Consider the following 16,598-nt stretch of genomic DNA (forward strand, 5'->3'; position numbering starts at 1 on the left):
CTCACGCACTCTCCTTGACGGTCGCGGCGGCCGTGTCGGCCACGGGGATGCCGAAGTCGGGGGTGCCGTCGGCCTTCCAGCCGAGCTTCTGGACGCGGGTGTGGCGGTTGGGATCGTTCAGCGGGTCGCCGACGATCTCCTTGTACTGGCGGGCGTGGTAGACGAGGACGTCACTGCGGCCGTCCTCGGCGACGGTGAAGCAGTTGTGGCCGGGCCCGTACTGCTTGGTCGTGTCGTTGCTCGTGAAGACCGGGGTCGGCGACTTGGACCAGCTCGCGGGGTTCATCAGGTCGCTGTGCGCGTCGGCGGTCAGCAGACCCATGCAGTAGTTGAAGTCGGTGGCGGCGGCGGAGTACGTCATGAAGAGGCGGCCGTTGCGGACGATGACCGACGGGCCCTCGTTGACCTTGTAGCCGATGCACTCCCAGTCGTACTCCGGGGTGGAGAGGCGGACCTGAGGCCCCGTCAAGGTCCACGGGTTCGCCATCTTCGACAGCCACAGGGCGGTGTTGTTGGCCATGTCGGGCTCGTGCTGCGCCCAGGCGAGGTAGCGGCTGCCCCGGTGGGTGAAGGTGGTGGCGTCGAGGGAGAAGGTCTCCCAGGCGGTCTTGATCTGGCCGCGCTCGGTCCACGTCCCCTTGAAGGGGTCGCGGTGGGCGTTCTCCAGCACCCAGATGCGGATGTCCCAGACGCGCTCGGCGGGTGCCGCGGCGAAGTAGATGTACCACTTGCCGCCGATGCGGTGGATCTCCGGCGCCCAGATGTGCGCACCCATGTCGCCGGTCGTGTGCCTGGTCCAGATCACGGACTCGGCGGCGGTCGCGAGACCGTTCAGCGTGCGGGAGCGGCGCAGGATGATCCGGTCGTACTCGGGCGCGGTCGCCGTGAAGTAGTAGTGGCCGTCGGAGTGACGGTGGATGTGCGGGTCGGCGCGGTTGCGGACGAGCGGGTTCACGTACGGGGCTGCTTTCGGGGTCGGGGCGGCGTGGGCGACACCGGGGGCCGCCGCCGCCAGGGCGCCCGCGGCCAGGGCGCCCTTCAGCAGCAGTCTGCGGTGGGGGTCTTCCGGCAGGTCGTTGTCGCGGCTCATGCAAACTGCCTCTCGCGGGGGGTACGAGATGTTCGGAATTCCGAACGACATCTGTCATTACGAACGCCGAAAAGGTAAGGGTGTGCAACCGAGAGGTCAACGGGTTGGACGAGACTGGAGCAGGCGCTTTCTGCCGCGCGATTTTCTGTTATCGGTCGGCGTACCGGTCCGTCTCCGATCCGTGCGCAGCCATACCCACAAGACAGCAGCGGCCGCCGGCGCCCTCGCGGCCGTGGCCGCCCTCCTCGCCACCGCTCCCCCCGCGGCGGCCGCCGGCACCCGGGACGTCACCGCCGATGTGCTCGCGGACCGGGACGTCACGCTCAGCGGCGACACGGTCGTCACCGTGCCCTCGGGGACGACGACGTACGACGGAGTCTTCCGCGGCGAGGGAACGCTCACCGTGCGCGGCAGCGGGACCCTGGTCCTGACCAAGGACAGCGACTTCACCCTGCCGAAGTCCCGGCAGCGGCAGAAGGTGGCGACACCCGGCGGCAACCACCCCTACGTCACCGTGGCCGACCCCGACCCACCCGCGATCACTGTCCAGCGGGGCGCGACCCTGCAGTACGGCACCGGCGGCACGACCGGGCTCATCGGCCACTTCCCCTACAACACCCCGGCGTTCCGGCTCAACCAGGACAACATCCGGGTCGACGGCACCCTGCGGCTGTCCCTGAAGAGCGCCTACAACCTGGGCACCATCAGCGGCTCCGGACTGATCACCCAGCCGAGGTTCCTCTGGGGCACCTGGGACCTGTCGGGCACCCACTCCTTCTCCGGAGTGATCGACAACGGCACCCAGGTGAACGCCGGACGGCCCGAGTTCGCGACCTCACTGCCGAGTGTGCGCAAGGTCCTCAACCAGGGCACCTGGACCGTGGACACCCCGCTGGGCCGGACCGTCACCATGGGCATGGACTTCTACCAGCGCGAGTACGGCAGCGACATCAACGTCCAGTCGCGGCCCGGCAGCAAGGTCGTCCTCACCGGGCAGTACAGCTGGTCGGACCAGGGCGGCGACACCGACCCCTCGCTCAGCGACCCCGCCCTGAACTGGACACCCGCGCGGAAGAACGTCAACAAGCGCGGCACCAACATCAAGGGTGCCGACGTCCAGTGGGGCGACGGCACCACGAACAAGATCTTCATGCCGGGCACCGCCGAGACCGTCTACATCAACCTCCTCGCCGCCCGCTCCCGTTCGCTGCTCACCTTCGACTACAACGGCCCGGTGACGCTCGGCGCCCCCATCGGCGGCGGCCGGTTCCACGACACGCTGTCCGCACCCGGCGCCGGGGACGTCGTCATCGCGGGGACACGCGGGAACGACGTCACCTTCGCGGCGAAGCAGTACTACGACGGTTCGACGACCGTGCGGAAGGGGGCGGTGCTGCGGCTGGGCTCGGCACAGGGCGACGGTTCCCTGCTCACCGGCACCGAGCGCCGACGGGTGGTCAACGACGGCTCGCTCGTCGTCAACAACGCCAGGACCGCGATCTCCCTCGCGTACCTGAGCGGGAGCGGTGCGCTCACGCAGGCGGGGGCCGCCACGACGACCCTGACGGGCAGCGCCGTGACCTACACCGGAGCCACGACGGTCAAGAAGGGCACCCTGGCCCTGCGCTCGGGAGCGACTCTCGTACGCAGCAAGGTGATCCGGCTCGCCTCGGCCGGGTCGCGGCTGGACGCCGGGGCGTCCGGACTGCGGGTGGCGACCACGCTGACCGGCAAGGGCACGGTGAAGGGAGCCGTGACGAACGACGGCGTCGTCGGGGGCGGCCTCACCGTCTCCGGTGACTACACCCAGCGCGCCAAGGGCGAACTGGTTCTGGGGGACGAGCCGTTGACGGTGACGGGGGCGGTGCGGCTCGCCGGGGACCTCGATCTGTCGGCCGCCGGATCCGATCCCGCGCGCGAGATCACCGTGCTGGAGCATGCGGGGCGCGCGAAGACCCGCGGGGCGTTCACCGGCCTCAAGGAGGGCGCGAAGGTGAAGCTCGCCGACACGACCTATCGCATCAGCTACAAGGGGGGCGACGGCAACGACGTCGTGCTCGGTGCGGATGTGGTGAGCCCGTCGGCGTCCGCCGCTCGCGGGACGGAGTCGTCCGGTGCCGTTGCGGCCGACACGCGTGCCGCGAACACTGCGAGCAGCGGGCTCGGTTGGTGGCCGTGCGTGCTCGCTGTAGGACTGCTCCTGGGGCTCGTGGTGCCGACGGCCCGGCGAGCGCGCCGTGGACGGCAGAAGGGCGGGCGGCACGCGGCCCATGGGTAGCGGTGCGCGGCGTCGGGTCGGGGGCCGGGGTCGGGTGGTGTCGCTTACCCGCGCTTGCGGGGTGCCGCTGCGCCCACCCGTGCCGCCCCAGCGGCACGACTGCCCGCAGCTGGGGCGCGGCCGGGGTGTCAGCGGCCGCTCGGGGCCTCCGGGAAGCCCAGCCTGGGAGCCAGTGTTCGGGCCTCCGTCGCCCACTCCGCCAGGAACGCGAGGGTCGAGCCGCGCTCTCGGTAACGGTGTTCGGCGTCCACTGGGCGGTCGCCGCCGTAGGCCACCTGTTCCTCGCCCGCACGGGCCAGCATGAGCGCGGTGAGCCAGTCGTACTTGACGGCGGAGGCGCAGACCGCGAGCCGTACCAGGTTCTCGTCGCCCTTCCAGCCGCTGTCGCGCAGGCCGCGCAGATACGCCTCGTAGGCCCTCGCCGCGTACTTGGGGAGGCGGGCGGCCGGGACGAACAGGTCGAAGACGGTGTCGGGGAGGTAGTTGCCGAGGTCCTCCCCCAGGGCTCCGTCACCGGCGAACGCCCAGTCGAACACCGCGCTGCGGGGGCCGTCTGCACAGGTGTTGGCGGGCCACAGGTCGAGGTGACTGAAGGCGCGCGGCAGGGACTCCATGACATCGAGGAACCACTCGCGGTCGTGGTGCAGCCGCACCATGTCACGGCGCAGGCCCTCGGGGAAGTGGTCGCGGACCAAGGGCTGTTGCCAGGCCTCGTCGTCGTCGAGGAGTTCCTGGCCGAGGGTGTTGCTGCCGACGTACTGGCGCAGGAAGCGGTGCGAGAGCCACGGCTGGTCTTCGGCCTCGCCGACGGCTCCCTGGGCGGCGCCCAGTCGACGGGCGTGTTCGAGGTGGCGGGCGACCTTCCAGCGCGTGGCCGGTTGGCCCCGCACCCGCTCCAGCCAGAGCGCGATGTCGCCGTCGGCCCGTTCCACGCGGGCCAGCAGCCGGGGTGCGCGGATGCCGTACGGCTGCCAGGCCTGGGCGAGCCCGGAGGTGTAGACGTCGGCCTCGCGCCGCCAGTAGTTCCAGTGCCGGGGGTCGTCCGAGGCCGCCCAGCGCCCGGTGGCCCCCTTGGAGCGGGTGAGGACCTTCAGGATCGCCGTGCGGTCACCGGCACTGACGTTCCAGACGCCGCCGGTGACGCCGTTCTTCGCGTTGTGGGTGAGGGAGGCCAGGAAGGCCGGCCCGGTGAAGGGGCCGAGCACCTGCTGAGCTTCCTCGTACACGGCCTCGGCATCGGCGACTTCGGCGTCCACGGCATCGGCATCCACGGCATCGGGCTCAGGCATGTCCCAAGGTTAGGCGGCCACCTCGGTCGTCTCCCGGCGTCCACGCAGCCACACGTACACGGGGATGCCCGCGAAGAGGAACAGCACGCCCTGGTAGACGGCCGCGTAGCCGGCGCCCGCGATCAGCCAGAACGCGAAGGCGAAGGAGAGGGCGGCGACGATCAGGTCGCGGACCAGGCCGGCCGGGCGGACCTGTTCGCGGGTGCCCTTGGCCAGCCAGTACAGCTGCGCGGCGGCGGACAGCAGGTAGGGCACGCAGCCGGTGAAGGTGGTGATCAGGACGAGGACGCGGAACGTGGTGTCCGGGCCCGCCGTGTAGTTGAGGCCGATGAGGAGCGTGCCGAGGACCACGCAGGCCCAGACGCCGAATCCGGGCACCCCGCCCTTGCCGACCTTGGCGAAGGGCGCCGGGAAGAGACCGTCGCGGGCGGCGGCGTACGGCATCTGCGCGGCCATCAGGATCCAGCCGTTGAGGCAGCCGGTGATCGAGGCGACGGCGACCAGGGCGATCGCGGTGCCGCCCCAGGTGCCGCCGGTCATCGAGTTCACGGCGTCGGCGAAGGGGGCCCCGGAGTCGACCAGCTTGTCGTGCGGGACGAGACCGAAGACGGCGACGATGCCGAGGATGTAGACGAGGGCGGAGCCGAGAGTGCCGAGGACGCTCGCACGGCCGACGTTGCGCTCCGGGTCGCGTACCTCGCCCGCGCTGACGGCGGCCGACTCGACGCCGAGGAAGCTGTAGAGAAGCAGCGCGGCGGAGGCGGCCAGCGCGCCGGAGACGCTCTCGCCGGAGGCGTTGAACGGACCGTAGTTGTCGGTGTCGACGAAGAAGAGGCCGACCGTGGCGACGAGCAGCAGCGGCACGAACTTCAGGATGGTGGAGACGACCTGGACCGCGCCGACCCAGCGGGTGCCGGCGAAGTTCGCGGCGGCCGGCAGCCACAGCGCCGCGAGCGCGACCAGCGCTTCGAGGGTGTGGTTGCCGTGCAGGGGTATCAGGACGTCGACGTAGCCGACGACCGCGACCGCGAGAGCGGCGATGCTGACCCAGCACATCGTCCAGTACGACCATGCCGACAGGAAGCCCGCGAAGGGCCCGAAGGCGTCACGCGGGTAGACGTACAGACCGCCGGTGACCGGGCTGCGCCGGGCCAGCTTGCCGAAGAGCAGGGCGAGCAGCACCGCGCCGACCGACAGGACCACGAAGGCGAGCAGGCTGACACCGCCGTACGGGGCCACGGTGGCGGGCAGCGCGAAGATGCCGCCGCCGATGATGTTGCCCATGACGAGGGCGGTGGCGGCGGCCGGGCCGAAGGTGCGGCGGCGCGGGGTGGCGCCGGCCGGTTCGGCCGGTTCCGGCTCGGTGGTCTCGCTGGGGCTGGGGGCGGTCATGGCGGATCCCTGGGGAAGGGGACGGGGAGGGCGTGATCGTAACCCGGCATTCCACATGCTGGGCAATCTGTTCATGTACCGGACACATGCGGCTGTCCCGCGGCCCCGTCGACTAGCGTCGTGGCATGACCAGCGACACGCCTTCCTCTCTTTCCGCAGCCCTCGCCGCCGGGACGGTCGTCCTCGACGGCGGTATGTCCAACCAGCTCGAGTCCGCCGGGCACGACCTGAGCGACGAACTGTGGTCGGCGCGGCTGCTCGCGGAACGCCCCGAGGCGATCGCCGAGGCACACCTCGCGTACTTCCTGGCGGGCGCGGACGTGGCGATCACCTCCAGCTACCAGGCGACCTTCGCGGGCTTCGCGAAGCGGGGGATCGAGCGGGAGCGGGCAGCCGAACTCCTCGGCCTGAGCGTCCAACTGGGCCGCGACGCGGCGGCGCAGGCGCGGGCCAAGGGTGTCACCCGGCCGCTGTGGGTGGCGGCCTCGGTCGGGCCGTACGGCGCGATGCTCGCCGACGGCTCCGAGTACCGCGGCCGGTACGGGCTCAGCGTGGCCGAGCTCGAGGCCTTCCACCGGCCCCGCCTGGAGGTGCTGGCCGCCGCGGGTCCGGACGTCCTCGCCCTGGAGACGGTGCCCGACGCCGAGGAGGCCGAGGCGCTGCTGCGGGCGGTACGCGGACTGGGGGTGCCGGCCTGGCTGTCGTACAGCGTCGCGGGCGACCGCACCCGCGCCGGCCAGCCCCTCGACGAGGCCTTCGCCGTGGCCGCCGACGCGGACGAGGTCATCGCCGTCGGCGTGAACTGCTGCGTCCCCGAGGACGTCGACAACGCCGTCGAGACCGCCGCCCGCGTCACCGGCAAGCCGGTCGTCGTCTACCCCAACAGCGGCGAGGCCTGGGACGCCGAGGCCCGCGCGTGGACCGGCCGCTCCTCGTTCGCGCCCGAGGAGGTGCGGGGCTGGCGGGAATCCGGAGCCCGGCTGATCGGCGGGTGCTGCCGGGTGGGGCCGCAGGCGATCGCCTCCCTCGCGCGGACGCTGACGAAGGCGTGAGCCGGCGAGGAAGTGTGAGTCGCTGACGAGGCGTGAGCCCAGTCCTGTCGTTTCCCCTCGTCCCCCTCCCCCACCACTGCTAGCCTCCGCATCGGGAACCGGTTTCCATCCATGTTGCCGCTGTTCCCGCGGGGTGGGCGGCGCGCCCGGGAGAGGGACGAGGCAGGGATGACCAGGAAGAGCGAGGACGCGGGGCGGAGCACGATCCGGGACGTGGCGACTCGTGCGGGGGTGTCCGCCTCGACCGTGTCGCGGGTGCTCGGCGGGGAGTACCCGGTGAGCGCGGCGACGCGGACGCGCGTGATGCGGGCGGTCCGTGAACTGGACTATGTCGCCGACGCGCGCGCCAAGGCGGTTGCGGGCGTCGGTACGCCCACGCTGGCGTTCGTCCTGGAGGACATCACCGGACCGTCGTTCGCGCTGATGGCGCACGGCGTGGAGCGTGAGGCCACCCGGCTCGGACATCTGTGCGTGGTGTGCAGCACGGAGGGCGACGTCCGGCACGAGCTGGAGTTCGTCGAGATGATGCGGGCCCAGCGGGCCGCCGCCGTGATCCTGGTGGGCGGCGCCGCCGACACCGCCGAGTACCGCGCGCGCACCCGCCGCATGGCCGACTCGCTGGCGTCGGCCGGCTCCCGCCTGGTGCTGTGCGGCCGCCCGCCGCTCGGCCCCGGAGCCCCGGTCACGGTCATCGAGTACGACAACGAGGGCGGCGCCTACGCCCTGGTCGCGCACGTCCTCGCCCAGGGCCACCGGCGCGTGCTGTTCCTCGGCGGCAAGCCGGACCACACCACCGCGCAGGGCCGCGAGCGCGGCTATCTGGCCGCCCACCGCGCCCGCGGCGTGGAACCCGACCCGGCACTGCTGCTGCACGGCGACTTCACCCGGGACGCGGGCCACCGGCTGATGCGCGAGGCCCTGAAGGACGGGCTGGACTTCACGGCCGTGGTCGCCGCCACCGACATGGTCGCCGCCGGTGCGCTGACCGCGCTGCACGAGGCGGGCCTGGACGTGCCGGGCGACATCTCGCTGGCCGGCTACGACGACATCCCCTTCGCCCGCGACCTGCACCCCGCGCTGACGACGGTCCACGTCCCCTACGAGGAACTGGGCCGCCTCGCCGTGCGCACGGTCCTGGGCCGCACCGCCGGGACCCCGGACGAGCATCTGCTCCTCGGCACGCATGTGGTGATGCGCGACTCGGTGAGGGCAACCGGTTCCTGAGGCGTTCCCGGTTCCGAGCCGGTGCCGCCCGTCAGGGGCGGCGCACCGATCCGGGCAGGCGCAGCCGCCGTACCACCGACCGCAGTTCCGCACCGCGCGCGGCCGTAGTACCGCGCGCCGCCGCGATCCGCGCGGGCAGACCGGACTCGCCGGGCAGCCCCTCCCTCAGCTCCCCCGGCTCCCCCGGCTCCCCCGGCTCGTCCGCCGCGGCCGCCCGCGCGGTCGCGTCCGCCGTCCACACGGCGAACTCCCCATCCCGCGGGCCGTACGCCGTGTGCGGCTCCCCGTCGCCGAAGATCCGCACCGGGTGCGAGGCGTCCCAGCCCTGCCAGCCGGGGTCGCCCTCGGCGGCGAACCGCACCCACGCCCCGTGCATCGCGTCGGCCAGTTCCCGCGGGGTGCCCCAGCCGGCGAGCTTGGCGGAGTCGGGTACCTGGCCGGTGTCGAAGACGAAGCCGAGTTCGAGGGCGTGGCAGGCGCCGAGGCCCGGGAGGTTGGAGGGCCAGGCGAACTCGTACACGTACGTCGACCCGGGGCGGGCGTCGGCGAGGCGGTGCAGCGGGAGGCGGAGCACGTGGTCGGTGACCATCTGGCCGACGATCTCGGCGGTGCCGGACTCGGGGTGCAGGGCGCGATAGCCGCGGGGCACGTACGGGCCGCAGTGGCAGCGGGCCATGGCGCCGGCCAGCGCGACCGTGCCGAGCCGGTCGACGCGTTCCAGGAGCCCGCCGGGCACCAGCCACAGCCGGTACTCGTCGCGGGTCCAGCCCGTCATCAGGTCGACGCCCGCCGCCGCGTCACCCTCGGTGAGTGCCTCCAGCGGGTCGCGCGGGACGAGGTCGCCGTCGACGACGATCCCGAAGGCGGGGCCGCCGAGCACCGAACTGCTGAGTCTGCCGACCTCGGCCTGGGTGCGCAGCAGCAGCTCGCGGTCGACCTCGGCGAAGGCGGCGGCGGTGGCGGGAATCTTCAGCCGGGTCGCCATCCGGCGCACCATCCGCCGCACCTTGTCCCGGTCGCTCGCCTCGGGCGGCCCGCTCTGCAGGACCGCGCGCCGGACCAGGCCCTGTGCCTGCGGGGCGGCCAGCAGGGCGCCGGCGCTGATCGCCCCGGCGGACTGGCCGGCCAGGGTCACCCGGTCGGGGTCGCCGCCGAAGGCCGCGACCGACTCGCGCACCCAATTCAGTGCGGCGAGCTGGTCGCGCAGGCCGGCGTTGGCGGGGACGTCCGGGAACAGGCCGTAGCCCTCCACGCCGAGCCGGTAGTTGACGGAGACGAAAACGATCCCGTCGCGGGCGAAGGTGCCCCCGTCGTACACGGGCACGGCCGAGGACCCCCTGGTGAGAGCGCCGCCGTGCAGCCACACGATGACCGGGAGCCGGGCACCGGGGCCCGGCTCCGGTGTCCAGACGTTCAGGTTGAGGCAGTCGTCGCCGGGCACGACCGGGTCGGACAGGTACTGCGCGAAGGCCTCCGAGTACGGCGGTTTCGGCGCCGTCGGCCCGAAGCCGCCCGCGTCGCGCACACCCTGCCAGGGTTCGGGCGGCTCGGGGGGCCGGAACCGGCGCGGTCCGAAGGGCGGGGCCGCGTACGGGATGCCCCGGAACACCGCGACACCTCGTTCGTACCGGCCGCGTACGGCCCCGTACGGCGTCCTGACCACCGGGTCCCGGTTCGTCCGGTCCGCCTCGTCCGCCTGGTCCGCCTGGTCTGCCTGGTCTGCCGCCGTCATGCGCCCACCAGCCTCCCGCGCCGCGCTCGTGCACCGTGAAGAACAGAGCACCCCATGGTGGCCCGGTATTCCGGTGCACGAGCACGGTTCTGCGGCTATTTGGCGTACATCAGGGTGCCGAAGCCGAGCTGGTCGAAGCCGCCGCTGGTGGTGCCGTAGTCACCTCCCCCGCCCTCGGGGGCGACCGAGAAGCACATCTGGGAGATGTACTTGTCGTCCAGGGAGACGCGCCGGTTGTAGTGGTAGTGGAGCATGGCCCACACCGGGCGCACCTGGCCGCGGGAGGCCGAGGAGATGACCGTCTGCGACTGCTGGGCGCAGCTCTGGCCGGTGCCCCAGGTGTAGGTGGTGAAGGGCACGTCGCTGCCGAGGTTGTACTTGGCGACGTACTGGGCGCCCTTCATGAAGCGGCGGCCGTCGTACGAGTAGAGGTCCTCGCCCTGGTTCCACGCCATCTCGCAGATGGCGCCCATCTGACCCATGCCCATGACGGTGTGGCCCTGGTCGCGGCCGGACTCCTGCCACTGGCCCAGCGCGTAGCCGTCCGCGTCGGTGTACAGGTACGGCACGGCGTGGGCGAGGGAGCCGTTGCCCGCGCCGGACTTGAAGTACGTGACGGCCTGGTCGTACTTGGCCCCGTCGTTGTTGAGGATCCCGATGGCCAGGATCGAGGCCATGTTGCACAGGTCCCAGTTGGCCCAGTAGTTGGTGATGCAGGCGTCGTTGTGGCCGGTCAGGAACTGGTTGTTGAGCGGGTAGAAGACCTTGGTCATCATCTCCTGGAAGGCGCCGAGGTCGAAGGCGGAGTAGCCCCGCATGAGTTCGGCCGCGTTGGCGAACTGCCAGCCGTAGATTCCGGCGGCGAGGAACCGGTCGGCGTTGCCGGTGACGGTCGTGAGAGTCGTCGCCCAGGCGTTGAGGATCCGGGCGGCGCACTGGGCGTTGGCCTCGGTGCCGCCGACCTGCCAGCGCAGCGCGTTCTGGTAGGCGGCGGCGATGTCGTTGTAGAGGAGGCCGTAGTTCTCGCCGGTGCCTCCGCGGATGATCGTCGCCGTCGCCCGGGGGGTCCAGGTCGACTGGGAGTGGGAGTTGGCGGTCAGCTTGTTCCAGCCGGACAGCCAGGGGTCGTCGCCCGCGGCGACCCTGACCTTGGCGCGGTTGATGTCGCCGGCGTTGTGCAGCATGCCGGGGTGGGTGAAGGCCGCGGGCGCCGCGTTCGCCGTGGTGGCGGCGAACGCGGAGCCCAGGGCGAGAGCGGCGGTGAGTCCGCCGGCGGTCCTGAACAGACCGCGGCGGCTGAGCTCGGTGTGCGGGAGGTGCCGGTGGGGGGATGTGCGGCTCATTGCGGTGCATCTCCAATCCGTGGGGGGATCTAGAGGGGCGTGATGCTCACCCCTTGGAACTGCGCTGTGCCGAGGGCGAGCGGGCTGCGGGAGCAGACCACGAGACCCACGTAGTAGGGGGCGTCACCGAAGCCGGGGACCTCGCCGGAGGCGAGGGCGGTCCAGGTGGTGCCGTCATCGGTGGAGACGGCTGCGGTGAAGGCGGTCCCGGTGCGCCTCAGCCGCAGCAGGGGGAGCTGAAGGGGGGTGACGGTGGCGTTGCCGGAGAAGGCGGAGGCGCCCGCCACCGTCTTGCGGAGCATGAGCTGTGCGGTGGTCCCGCCGGTGACGATCGCCCCGGCCGCCTGGTCGAAAGGCGACAGCGACTTGGCCATCAGCAGTCCGACCCGGTCGGCGGTGGCTCCGGTGCGGGAGACCAGCCGGGCGGTGACCTCGCAGTCGCCGGTGACGGGCCGCCGTACGAACTGGCCCGTCATTCCCTGGTTGTTCACGGTGAGGTCGGTCCCCGCGCCCCGCACCACGAAGGTCCCGTCCTCGTGGGCGGTGCTGCCAGGGGTACGGATGGCGACCACGCCCAGCGTCCCGAAGGCGCGGTCGTCGAGGACCACGTCACCGAGATCGCCGTACGTCCAGGGGGCGGGCGGGGGTGTGCCGACCGTGAGGGTGAGCGTGCCGGTGCCGTCCCCGGCCGCGTTGCCCACGGCGGTCGTGACCGTGAACTCGCCGGTCTCGGTGGGGGTTCCCGAGATCAGGCCGGTGCGCTTGTCGACGCGGAGGCCGTCGGGCAGGCCGCTCGCGGCGAACCGGACGGGCTCGTGCGAGCCGCGCAGCAGATACCGGAAGGCGTCACCCTTGTTCGCGAACGCCGTTGTGGCGGAGGTGATTTGGGGCACGGTGGGTGCCGGCATCCGCGCGGCGGCGGATGCCGACAGCGGGCCGCGTCCGGCGGTGTTGGTCTTCGCGACGGCGTAGTGGTACGTCGTCCCGGGCGTGCCGGTCGCGTCCGCGTACCGGATGCGGGTGCCGGACCCGACCGGGCCGATGCCGGTCGCGATGGTCACGTACGGGCCGTCGGGGTCGGTGGCGCGCAGCACCTTGTAGCGGGCGGACAGGTCGGGGTCGGTCCAGGCCAGCCGGACGGCGTCGGCTCCGGAGGCGGCCCGCAGGTCGTCGGCCGCGCGGGCCGGCCGGGGCACGGACCACAGCTCGCCCGAGGCGGAGGTCACGCTGACGTTGTCGAAGGCGCCGGTGCCGGTCTCGGCCCACGCCTCGTCGACGCCGAGGCAGGAGGTGAGGACGAGGCCCGCGTATGCAATATGCGGCATACCGTCGACCTGGGTCCGACCGACTTCTGTCCACCGTATGCCGTCCGGCGAGATCGCTCCGGTACACCACCGGCCCTTGCGGGTCAGCCGCACCCAGTAGGGCGCGCGCAGTCGGTAGCCGTCGCCCGCGCCCTCCACGTACGGCGCCTCCAGCGGGGTCGCCGACTCGGGAAGGGAGCCGAGGCTGGAGATCGGGAAGGCGGCGGACGTGGTGATCGTCTGCTGCTGGGAGGGCGGCACGGGGGTGCTGCCGGTGCCGGAGACGTCGGCCCCGGCGGACGGCCGTACGCTCCACACCCCGCTCCAGGTGTGCAGCGGCAGCCCCTGGATGAGCATGGCGGCGTGCGCCGCGTCCGCGTCGAGGGAGGCCCGGAGGCTGACGCCGATCTTGGAGTACTGGGAGCTGAGCGGCCACACGATCCGCGCGGTGACCGTGCCGTCGCCGGGCAGCGGCAGATGGACCAGGCGGTAGGTGTCGGCGGTGCCGGACGCCTCCAGCACGAACCGCTCGCCGTCGAAGGCGGCGGAGCCAGGGATCTTCACGTCCCCGAGGTCCTGGGTCGACCAGGGCTCGGGGAGCCCGGCCGTGGCGGCGACGGGAGCGGAATCCCCGCTGGCACCCAGGGAGTTGGCGGCCGTCACGGTGTAGCAGTACGTGCGTCCCGGGCGCACCGCGCTGTCCGTGTACGTCGGTTTGTCGACGCCGGTGGCGATCTCCTCGTACGGGCCCTTGGGGACGGTGGCCCGGCGGACGGTGTAGGTGGTCGCCCCCGCGGACGGCAGCCAGCTCACGGTGACGGACCTGCCGTCGCCGGCCGCGGTGACGCCCGCCGGTGCCGTGGGCGCCGTCGGCGCGGGGGCCGTCGCTCCGGCGTAGGCGAAGGTGCCCCAGCTGGGCAGGTCGTCGTTGCTGCCCTCGACGAAGCGGGTGCCGCCGGTGCCGCGGAAGACGGCCGCCTTGGTGTTGGGGGCGTCGAGGCCACGGACGCCGGCGTAGTGCGCGTACGCCATCTCGTAGATCGGGGGCAGGCTGCCGCGGCCGATCGCGGAGACGGTCTGCTTGACGTACTTGCCGGTCCGGTCGAGGTCGGGGACGAAGGGGACGTCGCCGCCGAGGTTGTAGCGGGCGGCGTACTCGAAGTTGGCGAGGATGCGGTGGTCGTCGTGGCCCCACAGGTCGACGCCCTGGTTCCAGGCGACCTGGGCGATGTCGCCGGTCAGGCCTGCCGCGAGCTGTTCGTGGCCCTGGTCGCGGCCGCTCTCCTGGCCCTGGCCGGCATCGGTGACGATGCGGTGGCCGATGCTGCCGTTGCCGGCACCGGCCGCCGCGAAGCGCAGGGCGTCCTCGAAGAGGGTGGGTTCCTCGCAGAACACGCCGATGGCCAGGATGGTCTGAAGGGCCGTCAGGTCCCAGTTGCCGTTGGCGTACAGCATGTATCCGCTCACGGCCGGATACCAGACGTCCAGGAAGGACCGCTCGCAGCGGGCGATGTCCTCGTCCGTCCAGCCGTCGTAGCCGGTGTGCCGCAGCAGTTCGGCCGCGTTGACGAACTTGAAGGCCTGGAGCCCCGCGCCCAGTGGTCCGTCGGCTCCCGTGACCGTGGTCAGGGAGGCCGACCAGGCGTTGAGGATGTCGCGGGCCTTGTCGGCGTGGGCGCGGTTGCCGGTGGCGCACCACATCAGGGCGTTCTGGTAGGCGGCGGCCGAGTCGGCCACGGCCTGGTTCTGGAAGTTCGTGGGGCCACGGCCCCAGGAGGTGATCTGGCCGGTGTTCTGCACGGCGTACGTGGACTTCGACCGGGCGTGCGCCGCGAAGGCCAGGAAACCGTCGTGGACGGGCGACTCCCGCGCGGCGACCGCTGCCTTCATGCGCGCCAGGTCGGCGGCGCTGTGCAGCAGTCCGGGGTGGGCGAAGGTCCGGAGCGGGGCCTTGTCGTCCTGGGCCCACGCCGCCGCGGCGGAGGCGGACAGCAGTCCGCCTCCGGCCGCGACCACGAGCCCTGCCGCGCCGAGGAAGGACCGTCGGCTGAGAGGAAGCACGGGTGACTCCATGGTTCGGAAGGGCCGCGTCACGCGTGCTGGACGGTGAGGGTGAGGGACTGCGTCGCGGTGCCGACGCTGTTGGTGGCCGAGACGGTGACCGTGAAGGAGCCGACGTTGTCCTCGGCGGTGCCCGAGATCAGACCGGTGGCGGTGTCGATGTCCAGGCCCTTCGGCAGCCCGTCGGCGTTGAACGACGTGGGCAGTTCGGTGGCCGTGATCAGGTGGTTGAACACCTGGTTCTTGGTGGCCGTCGCCTGGTCCGGGCTGGTGAGCTCGGGCTTGACGGTGGACGTGGCCTCGGTGGAGTTCAGGAACCGCATGTTCAGCACGTGCTCGTTGGCGTACGCCGGCATCATGTCGGTGAACTTGTACCAGCCGGGCTTCTTCATCCCGTTGGCGATGGCCTTGCCGTTGATGACGAGGTTCTGGAAGGTGACGTTCTGGATGGCGTGGTCCGCGTCGTAGCCGACCATGACGGACGGGTTGGCGTGCGTCCCGTTGTAGGTCAGGTTCCGGATGTACACCCCGTCGATGCCCCGCCCGACGGAGGTGTTGTACGACTTGTTGAACATGACCCGCATGTTGATCAGCTGGCCCCAGCGGAAGTCCTCCACCCGGATGTCCTGAGCGCGGACGTTGCGCACCAGGTTGCTGTCACCGGGGTTGAGCGCGATGCAGCCCTGGTAGTCCATCTGCGGTTCGCGGTGGTCGAGGATGTCGATGTCGCTGAAGACGAGGTTCTCGATGGTCTCCGGCTTGTCGGTGTTGCCGTGCGTGCCGACGTTGACCGGGTGCGCGACGTCCGCCCAGAGGGTGGAGTTGCGGACGGTGATGTTGCGGCAGTCGCCGTAGTACTCCCAGCGGTGGGCGTAGATCGCGATGCAGTCGTCGGAGTTGCGCATCCAGACGCCGTCGATGAGGACGTCCTCGCTGGAGAAGACGTCGATGCCGTCGCCCCACTGGCCGTGGCTGTAGGAGTGCAGGTTGCGGATGGTGACCTGCTTCGACTGGCCGACGGTGACCGAGTAGCCGCTGCTCGGGTTGAGCACCATGATGCCGTCGATCTCGATGTTCTCGGAGTACTCGACGAGGATGCCGTTCGCCGTGTTGTACAGCACGCCGCGGCCGGTGATCCGGGCGTTCTCCACCTCGTGGAACTCCACCCGGGAGGTCAGCACCGCGCCGCCGGCCAGGTAGAGCGTCTTGCCGCTCGGCACCTTCACCACGTTGTCGGTGGTCTTGTGCAGGCCGGGGCCGAAGTAGATGACGTCCTCGTCGTCGGGGTCGGGCGCGTTCGTCTCGATGGGGTTGGCGTGCAGCTGCAGGTTGTTGAAGAGGTCGCCGTCGACCTCGACGGAGAGGTTGCGCGGCTCGGTGAGGGTGAAGCTCACCGTGGCGCCGTCCACCGTGAACTGGGTGCCGTAGGACAGGGGACGTATCCGCGCGGTGCCGATGGTGCCCTTGGACGAGGTGACGGCGACCTCGACGGTGCCCTTGAAGTCGAAGGTGGCGACGGAGGAGTTGAAGACCGGGCCGCTGCCCGTGTTCGCGTCGATCTGCTTCGCCCTGGCGCGGTAGACGGGCACGGTCTGCCATTCGCCGCCCGGCGTTCGGGCCTTGACGGTGTAGCTCGAGTTGGTCGGGACCCCGCTCGGGATCGGGTACACCACCAGCTTGTCGGTGGACGCGGGTGCGTCCGCCGCTCTCGCGGCGCCGGCGGCGGCTCCGATCAGTGAGTACGCGGCGACGGTGGCACCCGCGGCCTGGAGAACGGTGCGCCGGGACAGGCCGGTGCTCTGGGTCTCGTTCATGGAGCAGTCCTTCAGTAAG

At 71.6% G+C, this 16,598-nt stretch carries 10 protein-coding genes; 3 read left to right on the plus strand and 7 right to left on the minus strand.

All coding sequences use genetic code 11. The annotated features are described in order from the left end of the window. Position 1: 1 nt before the first annotated feature. Positions 2-1,090: a family 43 glycosylhydrolase gene (locus ACFWWR_RS03010; protein WP_383857046.1), complete on the minus strand. Its 1,089-nt coding sequence runs from the start codon at positions 1,088-1,090 to the stop codon at positions 2-4. Between the two features lie 181 nt (positions 1,091-1,271). Here ACFWWR_RS03010 and ACFWWR_RS03015 point away from each other — a divergent pair, with 181 nt between their 5' ends. Continuing rightward, positions 1,272-3,368: an autotransporter-associated beta strand repeat-containing protein gene (locus ACFWWR_RS03015; protein ID WP_384301646.1), complete on the plus strand. Its 2,097-nt coding sequence runs from the start codon at positions 1,272-1,274 to the stop codon at positions 3,366-3,368. Between the two features lie 128 nt (positions 3,369-3,496). On the opposite strand, the gene ACFWWR_RS03020 is transcribed toward ACFWWR_RS03015, so the two are convergent. Both ACFWWR_RS03020 and ACFWWR_RS03025 read right to left on the minus strand, forming a co-directional pair. Continuing rightward, complete coding sequence (locus ACFWWR_RS03020) at positions 3,497-4,657, minus strand: aminoglycoside phosphotransferase (protein WP_384301650.1); 1,161 nt, start codon at positions 4,655-4,657, stop codon at positions 3,497-3,499. Positions 4,658-4,666: 9 nt separating this feature from the next. Further along, on the minus strand, positions 4,667-6,049 hold the full coding sequence (locus ACFWWR_RS03025) for an amino acid permease (protein WP_383857055.1): 1,383 nt from the start codon (positions 6,047-6,049) through the stop codon (positions 4,667-4,669). 125 nt (positions 6,050-6,174) lie between these two features. Here ACFWWR_RS03025 and mmuM point away from each other — a divergent pair, with 125 nt between their 5' ends. Together mmuM and ACFWWR_RS03035 are read left to right on the plus strand one after the other, a co-directional pair. Then, positions 6,175-7,101 carry a homocysteine S-methyltransferase gene (mmuM, locus tag ACFWWR_RS03030; RefSeq protein WP_383857057.1) on the plus strand — a complete coding sequence of 309 codons (927 nt, stop codon included), beginning with the start codon at positions 6,175-6,177 and terminating at the stop codon, positions 7,099-7,101. Positions 7,102-7,269: 168 nt separating this feature from the next. Next, a complete protein-coding gene (locus ACFWWR_RS03035; RefSeq protein WP_384301652.1) occupies positions 7,270-8,325 on the plus strand; it encodes a LacI family DNA-binding transcriptional regulator in 1,056 nt (351 codons plus the stop codon). Between the two features lie 31 nt (positions 8,326-8,356). On the opposite strand, the gene ACFWWR_RS03040 is transcribed toward ACFWWR_RS03035, so the two are convergent. The 4 genes from ACFWWR_RS03040 to ACFWWR_RS03055 all read right to left on the minus strand — a co-directional run bounded on the left by ACFWWR_RS03040 (position 8,357) and on the right by ACFWWR_RS03055 (position 16,579). After that, a complete protein-coding gene (locus ACFWWR_RS03040) occupies positions 8,357-10,057 on the minus strand; it encodes a carboxylesterase/lipase family protein (protein ID WP_384301654.1) in 1,701 nt (566 codons plus the stop codon). Positions 10,058-10,152: 95 nt separating this feature from the next. Next, complete coding sequence (locus ACFWWR_RS03045) at positions 10,153-11,400, minus strand: alginate lyase family protein (RefSeq protein ID WP_383857065.1); 1,248 nt, start codon at positions 11,398-11,400, stop codon at positions 10,153-10,155. A 29-nt stretch (positions 11,401-11,429) separates the two neighbouring features. Beyond that, on the minus strand, positions 11,430-14,777 hold the full coding sequence (locus ACFWWR_RS03050) for an alginate lyase family protein (RefSeq protein WP_383857068.1): 3,348 nt from the start codon (positions 14,775-14,777) through the stop codon (positions 11,430-11,432). Positions 14,778-14,794: 17 nt separating this feature from the next. Next, entirely contained in the window at positions 14,795-16,579 is a 1,785-nt protein-coding gene (locus ACFWWR_RS03055; protein ID WP_383857070.1) for a glycosyl hydrolase family 28 protein, read from the minus strand. Positions 16,580-16,598 lie beyond the last annotated feature (19 nt).

It is taken from the genome of Streptomyces sp. NPDC058678 (genome assembly GCF_042714835.1).
Classification (GTDB): Bacteria; Actinomycetota; Actinomycetes; order Streptomycetales; family Streptomycetaceae; genus Streptomyces.

Excerpts from the sequence above, each read along its gene's own strand:
- ACFWWR_RS03010 (WP_383857046.1), bottom strand. The coding sequence starts at position 1,090 with ATGAGCCGCGACAACGACCTGCCGGAAGACCCCCACCGCAGACTGCTG.
- ACFWWR_RS03055 (WP_383857070.1), bottom strand. The coding sequence starts at position 16,579 with ATGAACGAGACCCAGAGCACCGGCCTGTCCCGGCGCACCGTTCTCCAG.
- ACFWWR_RS03035 (WP_384301652.1), top strand. The coding sequence starts at position 7,270 with ATGACCAGGAAGAGCGAGGACGCGGGGCGGAGCACGATCCGGGACGTG.
- ACFWWR_RS03025 (WP_383857055.1), bottom strand. The coding sequence starts at position 6,049 with ATGACCGCCCCCAGCCCCAGCGAGACCACCGAGCCGGAACCGGCCGAA.
- ACFWWR_RS03045 (WP_383857065.1), bottom strand. The coding sequence starts at position 11,400 with ATGAGCCGCACATCCCCCCACCGGCACCTCCCGCACACCGAGCTCAGC.
- mmuM (WP_383857057.1), top strand. The coding sequence starts at position 6,175 with ATGACCAGCGACACGCCTTCCTCTCTTTCCGCAGCCCTCGCCGCCGGG.
- ACFWWR_RS03050 (WP_383857068.1), bottom strand. The coding sequence starts at position 14,777 with ATGGAGTCACCCGTGCTTCCTCTCAGCCGACGGTCCTTCCTCGGCGCG.
- ACFWWR_RS03020 (WP_384301650.1), bottom strand. The coding sequence starts at position 4,657 with ATGCCTGAGCCCGATGCCGTGGATGCCGATGCCGTGGACGCCGAAGTC.
- ACFWWR_RS03040 (WP_384301654.1), bottom strand. The coding sequence starts at position 10,057 with ATGACGGCGGCAGACCAGGCAGACCAGGCGGACCAGGCGGACGAGGCG.